Origin of the sequence: Arenibacter echinorum (genome assembly GCF_003259375.1) — a bacterium.
Taxonomy (GTDB): Bacteria; Bacteroidota; Bacteroidia; order Flavobacteriales; family Flavobacteriaceae; genus Arenibacter; species Arenibacter echinorum.
The window spans coordinates 54093-70413 of record NZ_QLLN01000002.1 but is presented as its reverse complement, the minus strand read 5'-3'; the positions used below and the strand labels follow the sequence as shown (position 1 = coordinate 70413).

Here is a 16321-nt window from a genome sequence, read left to right as displayed (position 1 = left end):
TTCCCAATTTATCCAGTCTTTGTTTTATTTTTTAATGGATTGTAAGGATTATGCCTAAATTATTGGTTTGTGCAGTCCTAGAATTCCTTCATTTTGGATTGTTTTTGGAAATGGGCAGTATTTTTGATAATATTTGTACAAAATATATATCGTGTCTGCCAAAAGAACTTTTATTTTATCGTGGATCGGGGCTTTAATATGGCTCCCTTTAATTTCCCAAACTTCGATTAAAACCGTAATCGCGGAAAGGGGAGATGGTATTTATTCCATTCTCAGGAAGCAAGGGATGAATCCGGTTAGGCACTACGGACATTTTGTTGATCTTAACCAGGATAATTTAAGGGATAGCATGCATCTTTATGAGGGTCGGGAATACTTTATACCTCCCGTACCAGTAGATACTGTTCCAATAGAGGAATCCATAATAAAAAAGTCTACCGAAATTAAAACGGTATCCAATATCCTCAACGATGATATTTTTGGTAAGGATTACGCTTCCACGGAAATAAAAAGTACCAAGTTACAGGGTGCCATTTATTATTTAATATCAGGTCACGGCGGGCCGGATCCAGGTGCTATTGAAAAATATGAGGACAAAATTATAGCTGAGGACGAGTATGCCTACGATATTACGTTACGATTGGCCAAGGAGCTTATATCCCACGGGGCCAAGACCTACATTATCATTAGGGATTCCAATGATGGCATAAGGGATCAGCGCGTTCTGGAAATAGATAGAGACGAGGTGGCCTATCCCAATGAGGAGATACCTTTGAACCAATTATTGCGGTTAAAGCAGCGTGTTGATATAGTGAACAAACTCTATAAGGAAAATGCTGGTAAATATCAACGGCTAATAGTGACGCATGTGGATAGCCGAAGCAGGGGCCAGAATATAGACGTGTTTTTCTATCATCATGAGAACAGTAAGAATGGAAAGCGTTTGGCAGAAAGTATCCATGAGACTTTTTTGAAAAAATATCAATTATATCAACCCAACAGAAATTATGAAGGAACCTTTGCAGATCGAAGTGGACTGTATTTGGTTAAAAATACTTTGCCGGCCATGGCCTATATAGAAATCGGGAACATTAAGAACAAAAAGGACCAAAAGCGAATCTTGGACCCGGACAATAGACAAGCCCTTGCCAAATGGATTTCGGAAGGGGTGTTGTTGGATTTTGACAATAGAAATTAGGGATATTTAAGAGGCAATATTTTTCTTGTAATAACGGTACAATTGGTCGGGGCCTACACCCAGTAAATTCTTCAGGTGGATTATCCCAAAATGATACTGCAATTTAAAGGTTCCAATCTCTTCATATTTTCTGGCCGAAGTCACTACATGTTGAGGCAATACCTTGAATTTTGTTGTTTTGTAAAGACGTGCAATAAATTCCGTATCCTCGTAGATAATATACTTTTCATTAAAACCACCAGTCTTTCTGAAAAGGTCTTTGAGAATAAATAAGGATTGATCACCACCCCTACATAGTCGGTTATTTATTCTGCTGAACCAGGCAAAGAATCGTAAAAATTTTTTGGAGGTATCGAACTTCATCCTAAAGCAACCCGAAGATATATTGTGATGTACTGCATTTAGAATAAAAACGTCAAAGTCTTTTGGCGGATAAGTGTCCGCATGCAAAAAGTAAAGGACATGGCCTGTGGCCAATTCCGCGCCCTTGTTCATTTGTTTGGCACGCCCCATTTCTGAGCTTATGGTCTTTGCTCCCAAAGTTTTTGCCAAGATCGGGGTGCCGTCCGTACTACCGCCATCCACTACAATTATTTCCTTGATATTCTTGGGGCTGCTGTTTGCTTTTATATACTCCAACAAATCACCAATACCGTCAGCCTCATTTAGGGTTGGGATTACTATGCTTAGAGATATGGAATTACTCAATTTCATTTAATCCCCAGTTATAGTTCAAATAACTTATTTTGGTATCGGAAGTCAATTTTTGAAAGGCATACTTGTTAAGGTAATTTATTAAGGAACCATTTTGGGTGAAATCTTTTTTGTACCAGTTAAAAATTTCGGACAGGGAGGCTTTTTCTTTTGTTAACACATTTCTTTTTGGGTCATTTATAAAATCTATGGCCGTCTGTTCCAAGAGTTTTTCCAGATTGGCTGCAGTAAAAGCTGTGTTCAATAATTTGGGACAGGAATAAGAGGCGCAGTTAATGACAAAATGAATTCGCGGTTCGTCCATTTTGCGCAATATTTTGTGTTCCAGATCGCCCAAAGAAATCTTTGAACTACCCATTTGCACGATATCTTTCCCCCATGGATTTTTGATGTCCTTAATACTTTTGGTAGGATAATTGTCCAAGATAAGTTTTACGGTAGCGGCATTGTAAAAGTTAATGTAATAAGCAAGCTTTTCGGGTTTGGGTGCCTTGTCCGTTGGACTGTTCTTGGCCAAATAATCCAAATAATCCTGAAGCGCATCGATATCTCTGGCAAAGCCTTTATAGTCAACATTTCCTGTGTTGTCTACATGCTTTTTGAGTAAAATATCCCATTTGGAATGATCTAATTGCCATACCATATCGATGGCAAAATTTTCATTAGAACTTGGTGTAGGGACAAAACTAATAACACTTTTAGTTAGTAGCAGGATCAGTATTATCGATAATTTGATGTGCATGGTAGTACTATTTACCTCTAATTAGTGGGCCCAATTCATTAAACCTTACATCCTGTGTATTATCAACAGCAGCCCCCACCATTATAGTGCCATGTACTGTTGCTTATATGGATTTCGGAATTGCTTTTTTGCAAGTCAGCTGCGGTTTTGTCACATACCGCCAAAGGCTGGTTTTGCATTAGTACATGGCCGTTTTTGTCATCAAAATATTCTTCATCACCGTAATAAATGGCTGTTTTTCCCGTAAAAATGCAGGGGCCATCCTGGGGTATAGGGTCTTTTATCGCAGCTATTTCAATAGACTCAATAAAGATCAACTCGTCTGTAGGATAGTGATTGGGAGAGAGCACACGGTACGATTTTCGCGCCCTAATTTCAATGGTTCCAAAACCGGCATCCGTCAAAACCTTTATATATTCTTTCAAGGGGATACTTCCGCTTAAACATAAAGCCCTTAGTCGGTCATCGTTACGCAGGGTTTCGTTCATGGGCTGCTCACATATGGGGTCGCTCATAACCAGTCTTCCTTGAGGTTTTAATACACGATACATTTCCGCAACCGCTTTCTTCAAATCTTCCGTCTTAAAGATGTTGAACAGGCAGTTTTGTGCCGCAACATCAATACTTTCATCCTCAATAGGTAGGTTTAGGGCATCCCCTTTCACGAGGTTTACAAACTCGCTCTTAAACCATGGGTTCTCCTGTTCCGCTATTTTGAAGTTTTCTTTGGAGGCCTCCAGCATTTCATCCACAACATCCACCCCTGTTACCCCGCTATTTTGTCTGGAAAAATATGAAAACTGCAACAGCTCCATTCCGCCTCCGACCCCTACATATAGCACCTTTGGATTGTTGACCAGATCCTGGGCAGAAACCGTACTTCCGCAACCGTAGTTCATCTCCTGCATAATTTTAGGAATGGACAAACCTGGGAACTGCCAAATTGGATTCGTGGTGCAACACAGTCCAACATCGGGGGTCAATGCGGCATTCTTATATAATTCATTTGTTGCTTCTAAATAACTCATGTCTGTATGCTTAAAAGTTTGTCATCAGGTTTATAATTTTCTTTCTTCACTACTCACTACTCACTACTCACTACTCACTACTAATTATAATACCTTGATCAATTCCCTAAATAATTTTATCATTTTTGGTTCCGTTTTCCCTGCAATGGCAATGATTTCGGAAATATTGACGGGTTTTAGATCGTCTGGGTCGCATTCGTCCGTTAGCACGGATACGGCCACTACCGGCAATTTTAGATGATTGGCCACGATTACCTCTGGCACCGTGCTCATGCCTACGGCATCGGCGCCGATAATTTTTAGCATTCGGTATTCTGCCTTGGTTTCCAGTTGGGGCCCTACAACGGAGGCGTAGACCCCCTTCCGCAGGATTATATTTTCCTTTTTGGCTATTTTCTCCAAACTTTTACGCATCGGAATGTCATATGGTTCGCTCATATCCGTAAAACGATCTCCAAATTGGCTTACGTTTTTAAATGCTAGCGGAGACCCACCTTGAAGGTTAATGTGGTCCTCAATAAGCATTATATCCCCTTTTTTGAAACCCGGATTTATGGCCCCGGCAGCGTTGGAGATAAATAGTTTTTTTATACCCAGCATTTGCATTACCCTAATAGGATAAGTAACATCCAAAAGATCATATCCTTCATAATAGTGGAATCTGCCCTGCATCACTACCACTTTTTTACCTTCCAATATTCCATACATCAATTTACCCGAATGGAATTCTACGGTGGCCAAGGGAAAATAGGGAATATGGTTGTAATGTGCTTCTATAGGATTCTCAATTTCATCTGCCAATCTGCCCAAACCTGTTCCCAGTACAATGCCAATTTCAGGGGCTTCGAAGCCTTTTCCGATAAGATAATCAGTAGATTCCTTAAGTAGTTTACCCGTCATATAATTTCAATTTTTTAAAAAGGTTCGGAAGATTTCAATATCCTTGATATCTTCAAAATAGTCAATATCATTTTTAGGAGCCAACAGGCTGTAGTTTTTATTTTTCAAATCCTGTAAGGTAGCTTCCAACACCGTATCGGTGCCCCAGGTTTTACCTTTAAATAGAGCGGGGCTCAAGACTTTCATCCCCAATAAATAATAGCCGCCATCAATAGCAGGTCCTATTACATAATCATGTTGATCTAGGAAATGAAAAGCTTCCAATAAATCATTTTCGTTTAAATCGTACATATCACTGCCAATAATAATAATTTTTTCATAGCCTGCATTAAATCCGTCAATAAAGGCATTGGACATGCGCTCTCCCAAGTCATTGCCGGATTGTACTTTTTTTTCATAAAAGGATTTATCCCAAATATCATTTTCCCAAATATCATCAGAATAGTACACCCATTTTCCAATATTTAAGTCTTGCGTAATATTCTTGGTGTGATCAAGTAAGAACTTATATATGTTAAGGGCAATCTCGTCGCCCACTGTTGCCGCCAATCTAGTTTTACACTTGCCCAGTTCGGGGTTACGTGTAAATATGATAAGTAAGTCTCTAGGATGGTTCATTTTGACTGTTGAATATCTTTTTATGTAATGGGCTTGGTCTTAATGGTCGTTATGGGTTGGTGTTCATTACTTAATTCTAGGCTAGAAATTGAGAATTTGATGTGGTACGCCCTTGTTCTGCCCATTAGGGTGGATTGATGCCTTTTAGCAAGGTCGGCAATTAGTTGTTGTGTTTTCTGTGCCCATATACTTTAGTGGCATTGTTCAGCATTTTGCCCCAGTGCTTGTTATAGGCATGAATCCGATCCGTTTTTTGTCCAAAGGAATCATACACAGGTAAACCCTTATTTTTCCATTCAAAAATACCACCATAGAGGTTGTAGACCTCGGTATATCCGTTTTTTATCAGCTTTTCCCCTATGTCTTCAGAACGTATGCCTATTGAGCAATATAGTACAATGGGTGTATTTTTTTCCGGAACAATATTGTAAGTCCTATCCAAATCGGATATTTTGTCCCCTACCCAGACAGCATTTTCGAGATGGCTTACTTCAAATTCCTCTTTTTCTCTGGTGTCCAAGAGTAGAAACCGGGTATTTCCTGTTAATCTTTCCGCTGTTATATATGGCACACTGTTATTGTTGAATATCCTTAAAGCCTGGTCTATCTTACTTTGACCGTGCAGTCCGTAAAGGCAAAAAAGGCTTATGAGTATTTGGAATAGATATTTCATGGGAAGTTATAATCATATTGTAAAGATAGTACATTGATAACATAAGCTTATGGGAGAATCGGTGGGCTAGAAATTAATTTTATTTAAGACCTAAGGGATCTCCATTATTAAAATTTGATTTTTTAATTTCACGGTTCCGTAATTGCGCAGTTTGTTTTCTTTTAAAACATTGAAATTTTTTTTTGGAAAGCACCGTTATAATCTGTCTTTGCTATTAACAAATCTTGTTTTAATTTTAGAATATGCCCGATAAAAAGAAAAAGAATCATGACTTTAGAACCAACCTCTATTCCTATTGGAAAAAATCCCGGAGGTTTAGGGTTGGGATTTTTGCCGACATACATGATGCCCTCTTTATAATAGCTGGTATTTTTTCTGCTGCCTTTGGTTTGGAGAGTTTTCTATTGCCCAATAGCTTTATTGATGGAGGGGCTACGGGAATTTCACTTTTGATCTCCGAAATTTCGGCTATACCCTTATATATATTGATTATTCTTGTAAATATTCCATTTATATTCCTTGGTTATAAAGTGATAGGCAAACAATTTGCAATCAAGGCCTCTTTGGCAATTATTGGCCTGGCCATAGTTTTGGCCACGGTACACTTCCCAGAAGTAACCGAGGACAAACTCTTGGTAGCAGTTTTTGGAGGTTTCTTCCTGGGGGCAGGAATTGGTCTTTCCATTAGAGGAGGTGGTGTCTTGGATGGCACCGAGGTACTCGCCATTTATTTGAGCAGGAAACTAAGGACCAAAATTGGGGATAATATTATAGTGATAAATGTTATCATATTCTTGGCCGCTGCCTATTTCCTTTCTTTGGAAACAGCACTTTATTCCATGTTGACCTATTTATCAGCTTCAAAAACTTTGGATTTCGTGGTAGATGGGATCGAGGAATATACCGGGGTTACCATTATATCTGCTCGCAGTGAGGAGATCAGACTTATGATTACGGAAAAACTGGGAAGGGGTCTTACCATTTATAAGGGTCATGGGGGTTACGGCAAAAGTGGTGTCCATAATGAATACGACATTATTTATGCGGTAATTACCAGATTGGAGATTAGTAAATTAAACACCGAACTGGAAAAGATAGACCCAAATGCTTTTGTTGTGATGAATAGTATAAATGACACTAAAGGCGGGATGATCAAAAAACGGGCCTTGAACCACTAATATTTCTTATTACTAATTGGATATGTAAGTATTGCTGAAGTAAAACTACCAATGTAACTATTGTTACCAATTGCTGCCCAAAGAAGGGCTAATTTTGGAATAAATAGTATTACCATTTTATGGAACAAACAGTACAGAAAAGCAAACAAGAATTGGTTCGGGAGGGTTTAAGATCGTCTATGGGTTATGTGGAATACCGATTAATGATGTCCAATTTAGCTTTAGAGGGAAAATCCACTGGATCAATAGAAAGTCAGGAATTGAGTGATTTTACACGTCTAAACGATCAACGAATGAAACGTTTGGACAAGACCATTAAGATCGACGCTGATTCCGAAGCCAAAATTAAAGGGGTAGCTAAAAAATCTACTTGGTTGGTGCTTACCGAAAGTTGGTGTGGCGATGCCGCCCAAACTCTACCTGTAATGAATAAGATTGCAGAATTAAATAAAAATATTTCGTTAAGACTTGTATTGCGCGATGAAAACCTGGAGCTAATGGAGCAGTTTTTGTCCAATGGGGCTATGGCCATTCCAAAATTGATTTCCATTGATGATACTACGGGCAAGGTTGTTGGGGAATGGGGTTCCCGACCTTCAATAGCTGCCAAAATGGTGCAAGACTACAAAAGTAAATATGGGAAGTTGACGGCAGAATTTAAACAGGATCTACAGCTCTGGTACAATAAGGACAAGGGACAAAATACGGTGAGCGACCTTTTATCTTTGCTTTTCTTGGAATAGATAGGTAATGGTGCCCATTTGTTCAACCTTTTCTCCGGCATTGAATTTGGATTTTAAGGCATATTCAATGGCATTATCTACTAGGCAACCATTCAGGGTACTGGAACTTTTTTTGTTTACATCGGCTTCTATGACCTTTCCTAATGCGTCAACCTTAATGTTAATCACTACTTTGCCCCCTTCTATACAGGTGTAAATAGGTATGGGAAGGCTGGTATGCCTTCTGTCTACCAAGGAGTAGGAAATAGAAGTCCTTCTTTTGGCCAAATTGTTGGTCATTACTTCTTTACTAGCTTCCTTTTCTCCCAATAATTCTTGTTTTTCCCTTCTTCTCTTTGCTAATTCTTTTACTCTTGCAGCATATTCGGAGTCGGAGCTAAGGAAGTCCGTAGGGTCGTCACTATCGGAAGACAGCTCTTGTTCCTCCATTATTTCCTCTAGGGTTTTGAGGGGCTCGGGGTTGCCAAAACTTGGTTTATTGGCCTCATTATAGGCCATATGACTTTTAACGGGATCTGCCTTGGCCATTTCCTCCATGTCCTTTAATTCTTCCTCAATTTGCTTTTCCAGATCCTCCTCTTCCAACAAACTTAATTCAATAACATACTCTTCTTTTTCTTCCTGTCCCAAGTGGATGTTGTATAATCCCAACACTACCAAGGCCATGGAAAAGAATGTTATTAAGAAAGAAAGTTGTTTACGGTTTAAATTCATAGTGATATAACCACGTTTTATCAAAAATATTTCAAATTATCGACGAACGGTTAGGTTACCACTTCTAATATCGAAATTTAACTGTCGATTTGCAGTAATTTACCAAATTCCTCGGGGGTTATGGCTTTATTTACGTTGTAATCACCTATTTTGGTTCTTTTCAACGAGGATAAATGCGCTCCGGATTGCAGGGCTTTTCCAAAATCATGGGCCAAAGACCTGATATAGGTGCCTTTACTACAGACTACCCTAAAGTGAACCATTGGCAGTTCTATAGCGGTAATTGCAAATTCTGTGATAGTGACCCCTCTTTTTTTAATCTCCACTTCCTTGCCTTCCCTTGCGTATTCATAAAGTCTTTTGCCGTCTTTTTTTAGGGCCGAGAAAACGGGTGGAATTTGTTCTATATCCCCAATAAATTGGGCAGTGGTGCTGTGGATCAATTCATTGGTAATATGATGCACGGGGAAGTTTTCGTTTATTTCCGTTTCCAGATCATAGGAAGGCGTTGTACCGCCTAGGGTTATAGTGCCCGTATATTCTTTTTCTTGACCCTGTAGTTCGTTTATGGTCTTGGTAGCTTTTCCAGTACAGATAAGTAATAATCCTGTCGCCAATGGATCAAGGGTCCCGGCGTGGCCAATCTTAATTTTCTTTAGCTGAAATTTCTTTCTAATTTTCCATTTTAAGGAATTAACAGCCTGAAAGGATGACCAACCAAGCGGTTTGTCTATCAGTAATACCTGCCCTTCTAAAAAGTCTTCCTTTGTCATTAGATTACCGTTAGCGGACTTATAAAATAATGTATGACAATGATTGCGATGCCCACTATGATTCTGTAGTAGCCAAAAACCTTAAAACCGTGCTTGCTTAAATACCCAATAAAGGTCTTAATTGCGAAAAGGGCCACTACAAAACCAACTACGTTACCTATAATCAATAAATTTATTTGTTCGGTGCTAAGAGTAAAGCCGGCATTATAATAATCATAACTTTTTTTAAGGGTTGCCCCCAGCATGGTCGGCACAGCCAGAAAGAATGAAAACTCTGCTGCTGCTGTCCTGGATAATTTTTGGGTCATACCTCCAACAATACTGGCACCACTTCTGGACACGCCAGGAATCATTGCCAAACACTGGAAGAGGCCAATTTTAAAAGCCGTGGCGTATGAAATGTCGGTGTTCTCTGAATTTCCGAATAACTCGTCCACTCTAAGTAGTATCAGCCCCCCTATAACTAAAGAAATGGCAACTACAATTGGACTTTCCAGTAAGGCGTCTATTACATCACTAAAGAGTAGGCCCAAGACCACTGCAGGAATAAAAGCGACCAAAAGTTTATAGTAAAAATCAATGCTTTGGAAAAATCGCTTAAAGTAAAGTACCACAACAGAAAGTATGGTGCCCATTTGGATAACGATTGTAAACAATTTCGTAAAATCTTCCTGAGCTATACCAAAAAAGGAAGAAGTAATAATCATGTGTCCAGTTGAAGAAACCGGTAAATACTCGGTTATACCTTCAATAATGGCAAGAATAATAGCCTCTAATATATCCAAAATTTATTTCTTCTTATGCGGATTCAACAGAATGGCGTAGACTTCTATCCCCAGCCCAATCAATACCAATGTTGGGGCCAAGCGTATTCTTCTGAAATTATAGATTTCAGGATTAAAAACATTGGGATCGTCACTTCCGCCACCGCTCATAAGGATAAACCCTAGGCTAATCAAGGCCAGGCCAATAAACATAAAAAGGTAATTTTTTTTCTGAAAAATAAATTCCTGTCTAGGCTTTTGTAGTTGATTATTGTTTTGTTTTTTACTCATGCCGCAAAGTTAATAATATAAATCGTCTGTTCTAAGATTTAAGAAACGTTGTGTTGCAAAAAATGTACTTATAAAGGAAATCAGGACCCCTAAAAAGAAGACACTTGCAAAAAGAAATACTAGAATTGCCGGATCCTGAAAAAGGTTCAGCTCAGGAAAATTTATATTTACATAGTATATTACAAAGCCTAGTGCAATTAAGGCTATTACCGCCCCAAGAACACCCAATTTAATGTTGGTCCAAATAAAAGGTCTGCGGATAAAAGTTTTGGTGGCCCCAACCATCTGCATGGTTTTTATGATAAAGCGTTTGGAGTAAATGGATAGTCTAATGGAACTGTTGATCAATAGCACGGCGATAAAGGTGAAAATACCACTGGCAACCAATATCCAGAAACTTATTTTTTTTACGTTATCGTTTAAAAGGGTAATCAAGGGTTTGTCATAGCTCACTTCTTCAATATAGTCCCTGCTCGATATTTCCTCTGCTATTTCGGCAATTTTCTCTGTAGACACATAATCGGCCTTAAGTTGCACGTCTATGGAATTCTTAAGGGGGTTATACCCCAAGAAATCCAAAAAATTCTCTCCAATTTCTTCACTGTGTTGTTCCGCTGCCTGTTCCTTGGATACATAGGTGGCCTTTTTGGTATATTCTGCCATAGCCAAACTTTTTTGCAATTGATCAACCTCCACCTCTTTGGCATTGTCCTTAAGAAAGACGGATATGGTGATCTGTTCCTTAAAATGATCGGCCAGTTTTTTGGTGTTTAGCACCAAAAGCCCCAATATACCCAATAGAAAAAGTACCAATCCAATACTTAGGACTACTGAAAAATAAGAGGAGATAAGCTTTCTTTTTTGAAAACGTTCAAAAGATGTACTCATAGTTGAAAATCAATATGTAAAAATAGGAAAGTAAATTGAATTAAAAATAGCAGAGGCTCCTTTCCTTACTAATTAGAAGCTGTACTATGGTCTAGCGGTTTCATTTGGCCTCTTGAAAACCTCTTCTTTTTACTAGAATTATCTTTTTAAGGCGAAATGGCCTTTTTTTATGTTGTTGTTAACTTTAAATTGAAACCAATAATCAGAGGCGGGAAGTTCTCGCCCATTATAACTGCCATCCCATTCGAAAGGACTGTTCATGGTGGTTTTTAAAAGGTTGCCATAGCGGTCAAAAATACTTAATTGTGCCGGTTTTAAATTTTCGGCCCCACTAATCTTGAAAGTATCATGTATACCATCTCCATTAGGGGTAAAAAATTTGGGGATTACCAAATGAACATAAGGGAGATTTGTTGTACCACAGTTGTTTTTCTCACGGGCAAAGAGGGTATATAATCCGCCCTCAGTATTGGTAAACTGATTATCGTCTTGGTAATTATAACCATCTAGGGAATATTCAAAATCCCCATTATTATCCATGATTATGGTAAGGGTGTATTCCTCCGAAGTGGCTGTTTTTATTTTAGGCGCTTCAATTTGATTTAGGGTAATGGTTTTCGTAGTAGAACAGCCGCTGCCATTGGTTAGTGTAACAGTATAGATTCCGGGAATACTAACATTAATATCAGAGGTAGTTTCGCCGGTACTCCACTCATAGTCTACATTACTTGTGTCGGAGGACAAGGTAATGGTCGTATTTTCACAGAAACTCAGGGTTTCATCTGTTGGTTTTGGGGGGTCGTCGTGTACAATAATGGATACGGCTGTCCTTTGGCTGGAGGAACAACTTAATATGGAATCGGGATCGTGAACGAAGGAGCCAGGGACCGGTGGTCCCAAAGGGGCGGGCAAAGCCCGAGCTTCAGCATAATAAGTGCCCGATGTTAGAGCCAAAAGAGTGGCACTGTTGGCAAGCAACAGATTACCGCCTATGGGTTCGTCATACCAATCCACTGTTAAATCTTCATACCATTCCACTTCTTCATCTATGCTTACAGTTAGCATCCTGTTTTCGGATCTACAAGCGTCTATATTTCCAAGGCTCAGGGGAGGGTCGGGCTGGGGTACGTTAAAAATCTCGTATACTTGATAATCAAAATTACATAAAGAGCCAGGTAATTCTTCATCGATTAATACATACCTATAAAAGCGATAATTGGTCGATGACGATGGAATAATATATTGGTTGCCGAGTCCTGGTACATTACTAATTGCGTTTTCCCAATTTCTACCATCTGTACTTTGCTGCCATTTATTGACATATTCAAAATTTTCTGTTTGTTGAGGGTTTGAACGAATGATTGTAGAATGTACTTGAAGTCTTATACTGGTAGGAGGCGCTGTTTCACAGCGGGGAAAACTAGTATTACCATATTCATCGTACACGACAGTCTGAACGCGGCAATTTTGGGCAACAGTATTCAACGTTTTTGGGATTGTAATTGTTTGCTCTTTATGAGGGGAATATGCGAGTGCGTGTGGAGAAATACTGCCTTGGTTGCTTTCGGTTTCATCCCATGCCGAAAATAGGGGCAGGCTGGTGTGTATTGTGTTATGCCTAAATTCTCCATGAACAAAATTGCTGTAAAAGCAAACTACTATAATTAGTTTAATACACAGTTGTCCTGAGAAATGGTTCATATTGAAAGTTATATATTTTGAGACAAATGAGCAACTTGTACCGTTGACATGTCATTTTGCCGCTTGTAATCCCTTATAGAGGGTTTAATTCTCCAGGGCTTGCCGGCCCGTTCCAGTCAGGCCGGCCTTTATTGTAACATTTTTTTTCAGTAGCATGCCACTTATCCTTGGGGCTAGGGTATTCATTAGATTTATTTTTAAGGTGTGAAAAAGGCTGGAAGGGATGTTGTTGTAGCCTGCTTGAAACAATTCCTAATTTATATATTCTTACCACTATAATCTTCATCTTAGGCCCTATTGTGATAGTTCATTTCATAGATTAAACTTATTTTTGCGCTACATTAATAAATGCAGGGGTGTGCAGTAGGTACACTAGATTAAAATACAATACATTAGGATGACTTACGATTTTAGGAAGATTGAAGAAAAGTGGCAGGAATTTTGGGCGGAAAACCAAACTTTTAAAGCAGAAAACGACTCCCAAAAGGAAAAGTTTTATGTACTGGATATGTTTCCATACCCTTCAGGTGCAGGTTTGCATGTAGGACATCCCTTGGGCTATATTGCCAGCGATATTTATGCGCGCTATAAAAGGCACAAAGGGTTTAATGTTTTGCATCCTATGGGATACGACTCCTTTGGCCTGCCTGCGGAGCAATATGCCATTCAGACAGGGCAGCATCCTGCCATTACCACAGAGACCAATATCAACAGATATAGGGAGCAGTTGGATAAAATTGGTTTTTCTTTCGATTGGAGCCGGGAAGTCCGTACCTCCGATTCCAGTTATTACAAATGGACACAGTGGATCTTTATCCAGCTTTTTAATTCCTGGTACAATAAGGATGCCGATAAGGCGGAAGATATTTCCAGTCTGATCGCTATTTTTGAAAAAGAGGGCAATCAAAGTGTAAATGCTGTTTGTGATGAAGATGTTGCAGCATTTTCAGCTACCGATTGGAAAGCCTTTACGGTAAAGGAACAACAGGAAGTGTTATTGCAATATAGGTTGACGTATTTGGCGGAGACCGAAGTAAATTGGTGTCCCGCCTTAGGGACGGTTTTGGCGAACGACGAGATTGTCAATGGGGTTTCGGAACGGGGTGGTCATCCGGTGATCCGTAAAAAAATGACGCAGTGGAGCATGCGCATATCTGCCTATGCCCAGCGGTTGTTGGACGATTTAACTATGGTAGATTGGCCTCAGCCCTTAAAGGACTCCCAAACCAATTGGATCGGTAGGTCCGAGGGGGCGGAAGTAACGTTTAGGGTTAAGGGGCGTGAAGAAGTGATAGATGTTTTCACCACCCGACCAGATACGATATTCGGGGTTAGTTTTATGACCTTGGCCCCAGAGCACGAATTGGTTGCCAAAATAACTACTTCTGAGCAAAAGGAAGAAGTAGAGGCCTACATAGCGGCTACGGCCAAACGCAGTGAGCGCGATCGTATGGCCGATGTAAAGACCATTACCGGAGCCTTTACCGGGGCTTATGCAGAACACCCGTTTAGCAAGGAGCCCATCCCAATTTGGATCGGGGATTATGTATTGGCGGGCTATGGTACCGGGGCGGTAATGTCCGTTCCCTGTGGAGATCAGCGCGATTATGACTTTGCAAAGCATTTCAATATTCCCATTACCAATATTTTTGAGGGAGTGGATATTTCCGAAGAGGCCTTTGCAGATAAGGAAAAGACGGTTATTGCCAATTCCGACTTCTTAAATGGACTCCCCTATAAAAAGGCTGTTAAACGTGTCATTTTCGAATTGGAAAAATTGGAACAGGGAAAAGGAAAGATCAACTACAGGTTGCGCGATGCTGTATTTAGTCGCCAACGCTATTGGGGAGAACCCTTTCCGGTATACTATGTGGACGGGATGCCCCAAATGATCAGTGCGGAGCATTTGCCTATTGTACTACCTGAAGTTGAAAAATACTTGCCTACGGAAACCGGGGAACCGCCTTTGGGCAATGCCACAGTTTGGGCCTGGGACGTAAAGAAGTCGGCAGTAGTAAGTAATCAGTTAATAGATCATAAAACTGTGTTTCCATTGGAGTTGAACACTATGCCCGGTTGGGCAGGAAGTTCGTACTATTTTAACCGTTATATGAATCCCAATAATGAAAACGAAATTTTTTCAAAAGAGGCAATTGACTATTGGCAAGATGTAGACTTGTATATTGGGGGTAGTGAACATGCCACTGGACATTTGCTATATAGCCGTTTTTGGCAGAAGTTTTTGTTCGATAAAGGTATAGTACCAAAACCGGAATTTGCCAAAAAACTGATCAATCAGGGAATGATTACTGGAACCAGTGCATTTGTTTATTTTGTTGTAGCGCGTTTTGCCAAGGACAAACAATTTTACATTGCTGTCTCGAAAAGTGCGTGGGGCAGGGTTGATGAGGTAATAAAAAATTGGAGAAACACTCATCCAGTTAACGAGAAGGCGTTTAGATATAGTGTTTTAAATAGAATACACTCCCCCGTTGAATATGTTAATTCTTCTGATGAATTAGATATTGAATCTTTTAGAAATGACCCAATGTATTCTGAATTTAAGGATGCTATTTTTATTGGTGAGAAAGGGGAAGTTATTAAAGATAATAACGATACTTACATTGTTGGTAGGGAAGTGGAAAAAATGTCCAAATCCAAATACAATGTGGTGAGTCCGGATAGTATCTGCCAGGAGTACGGTGCAGATTCCCTTCGATTGTACGAGATGTTCCTAGGACCATTGGAGCAATCCAAACCTTGGAATACTGCAGGTATTACGGGGGTTCACAGTTTTCTTAAGAAAATGTGGCGTTTGTTCCATGGGGGAAATGACGGGGCTTTTATGGTGACCGATGCTGCACCTACTGCAGATAATTTAAAAACTTTACATAAGACCATCAAGAAGGTGGAAGAGGATATAGAGAATTTCTCCTTTAACACCTCGGTGGCTACCTTTATGATCTGTGTAAACGAATTGGCAGCCCAAAAATGCAATAGTAGGGAAATATTGGAACCATTGGTCCTATTGGTTTCACCTTATGCGCCACATATAGCGGAGGAACTTTGGAGTAAATTGGGACACGCTACCTCAATTGCTACCGCTCCATTCCCTAAGTTTGAAGGAAAGTATTTGGTGGAGAGCAGTAAGGAATATCCTATTTCTTTCAATGGAAAAGTGCGTTTTAAAATAGAATTGCAGGCAGATCTTTCCAAAGAGGAAATAGAGGCTGCCGTTATGGCCCACGACAAAACACGGGAACAACTACAGGGACGTAGCCCTAAAAAGGTCATTGTAGTCCCGGGAAAAATAGTCAATATTGTGGGATAGGGAGATTATTTCAAAACATAAGTTGGTTTTGGTGATATTATTGGATGTAAATTCGCATTATGGGG

Annotated in this window: 16 protein-coding genes; 4 read left to right on the top strand and 12 right to left on the bottom strand. The window is 39.7% G+C overall.

All coding sequences use genetic code 11. The annotated features are described in order from the left end of the window. Nucleotides 1-151 precede the first annotated feature (151 nt). A complete protein-coding gene (locus tag LV92_RS04180; protein WP_245946253.1) occupies nt 152-1198 on the top strand; it encodes an N-acetylmuramoyl-L-alanine amidase family protein in 1047 nt (348 codons plus the stop codon). A 6-nt stretch (nt 1199-1204) separates the two neighbouring features. Here the strand turns inward: LV92_RS04180 and LV92_RS04175 are convergent, their stop codons facing one another. The 6 genes from LV92_RS04175 to LV92_RS04150 all read right to left on the bottom strand — a co-directional run bounded on the left by LV92_RS04175 (nt 1205) and on the right by LV92_RS04150 (nt 5873). Then, nucleotides 1205-1912, bottom strand: a complete 708-nt coding sequence (locus tag LV92_RS04175) for a TIGR04283 family arsenosugar biosynthesis glycosyltransferase (RefSeq protein ID WP_111622409.1) — start codon at nt 1910-1912, stop codon at nt 1205-1207. Further along, nucleotides 1899-2654 carry a DUF547 domain-containing protein gene (locus tag LV92_RS04170; protein WP_111622408.1) on the bottom strand — a complete coding sequence of 252 codons (756 nt, stop codon included), beginning with the start codon at nt 2652-2654 and terminating at the stop codon, nt 1899-1901. The genes LV92_RS04175 and LV92_RS04170 overlap by 14 nt, the downstream gene beginning before the upstream one ends. A gap of 62 nt (nt 2655-2716) precedes the next feature. Next, a complete protein-coding gene (arsM, locus tag LV92_RS04165; RefSeq protein WP_111622407.1) occupies nt 2717-3682 on the bottom strand; it encodes an arsenosugar biosynthesis arsenite methyltransferase ArsM in 966 nt (321 codons plus the stop codon). Nucleotides 3683-3766: 84 nt separating this feature from the next. Continuing rightward, on the bottom strand, nt 3767-4582 hold the full coding sequence (locus LV92_RS04160; protein ID WP_111622406.1) for a purine-nucleoside phosphorylase: 816 nt from the start codon (nt 4580-4582) through the stop codon (nt 3767-3769). Between the two features lie 6 nt (nt 4583-4588). After that, nucleotides 4589-5200 carry a TIGR04282 family arsenosugar biosynthesis glycosyltransferase gene (locus LV92_RS04155; protein ID WP_111622405.1) on the bottom strand — a complete coding sequence of 204 codons (612 nt, stop codon included), beginning with the start codon at nt 5198-5200 and terminating at the stop codon, nt 4589-4591. A 160-nt stretch (nt 5201-5360) separates the two neighbouring features. Further along, complete coding sequence (locus LV92_RS04150; protein ID WP_111622404.1) at nt 5361-5873, bottom strand: rhodanese-like domain-containing protein; 513 nt, start codon at nt 5871-5873, stop codon at nt 5361-5363. A 242-nt stretch (nt 5874-6115) separates the two neighbouring features. On the opposite strand from LV92_RS04150, the gene LV92_RS04145 reads away from it, so the two are divergent. Beyond that, complete coding sequence (locus LV92_RS04145) at nt 6116-7051, top strand: YitT family protein (RefSeq protein ID WP_111622403.1); 936 nt, start codon at nt 6116-6118, stop codon at nt 7049-7051. A 119-nt stretch (nt 7052-7170) separates the two neighbouring features. Beyond that, nucleotides 7171-7794, top strand: a complete 624-nt coding sequence (locus tag LV92_RS04140) for a thioredoxin family protein (protein ID WP_111622402.1) — start codon at nt 7171-7173, stop codon at nt 7792-7794. Here LV92_RS04140 and LV92_RS04135 read toward each other — a convergent pair. The 6 genes from LV92_RS04135 to LV92_RS04110 form a co-directional block, all read right to left on the bottom strand. Next, nucleotides 7771-8508, bottom strand: coding sequence for a hypothetical protein (locus LV92_RS04135; RefSeq protein WP_111622401.1), 738 nt, complete (start codon nt 8506-8508; stop codon nt 7771-7773). The two genes, LV92_RS04140 and LV92_RS04135, sit on opposite strands and share 24 nt — an antisense overlap. A 77-nt stretch (nt 8509-8585) precedes the next feature. Then, nucleotides 8586-9281 carry a tRNA pseudouridine(55) synthase TruB gene (gene truB, locus LV92_RS04130; protein ID WP_111622400.1) on the bottom strand — a complete coding sequence of 232 codons (696 nt, stop codon included), beginning with the start codon at nt 9279-9281 and terminating at the stop codon, nt 8586-8588. After that, entirely contained in the window at nt 9281-10066 is a 786-nt protein-coding gene (locus tag LV92_RS04125) for an undecaprenyl-diphosphate phosphatase (protein WP_111622399.1), read from the bottom strand. Before LV92_RS04125 ends, truB begins: the two co-directional genes overlap by 1 nt. Nucleotides 10067-10069: 3 nt before the next feature. Further along, nucleotides 10070-10336: a DUF3098 domain-containing protein gene (locus LV92_RS04120; RefSeq protein ID WP_111622398.1), complete on the bottom strand. Its 267-nt coding sequence runs from the start codon at nt 10334-10336 to the stop codon at nt 10070-10072. A gap of 9 nt (nt 10337-10345) precedes the next feature. Further along, nucleotides 10346-11224 (bottom strand): cell division protein FtsX, encoded by an 879-nt coding sequence (locus LV92_RS04115; RefSeq protein WP_111622397.1) that lies wholly within the window; start codon nt 11222-11224, stop codon nt 10346-10348. Nucleotides 11225-11362: 138 nt separating this feature from the next. Then, the gene (locus LV92_RS04110; protein WP_111622396.1) at nt 11363-12925 is read right to left on the bottom strand and encodes a T9SS type B sorting domain-containing protein; all 1563 of its coding nucleotides are present in this window, start codon (nt 12923-12925) and stop codon (nt 11363-11365) included. 397 nt (nt 12926-13322) lie between these two features. On the opposite strand from LV92_RS04110, the gene LV92_RS04105 reads away from it, so the two are divergent. After that, nucleotides 13323-16256 (top strand): leucine--tRNA ligase, encoded by a 2934-nt coding sequence (locus LV92_RS04105; protein ID WP_111622395.1) that lies wholly within the window; start codon nt 13323-13325, stop codon nt 16254-16256. Nucleotides 16257-16321: the final 65 nt, after the last annotated feature.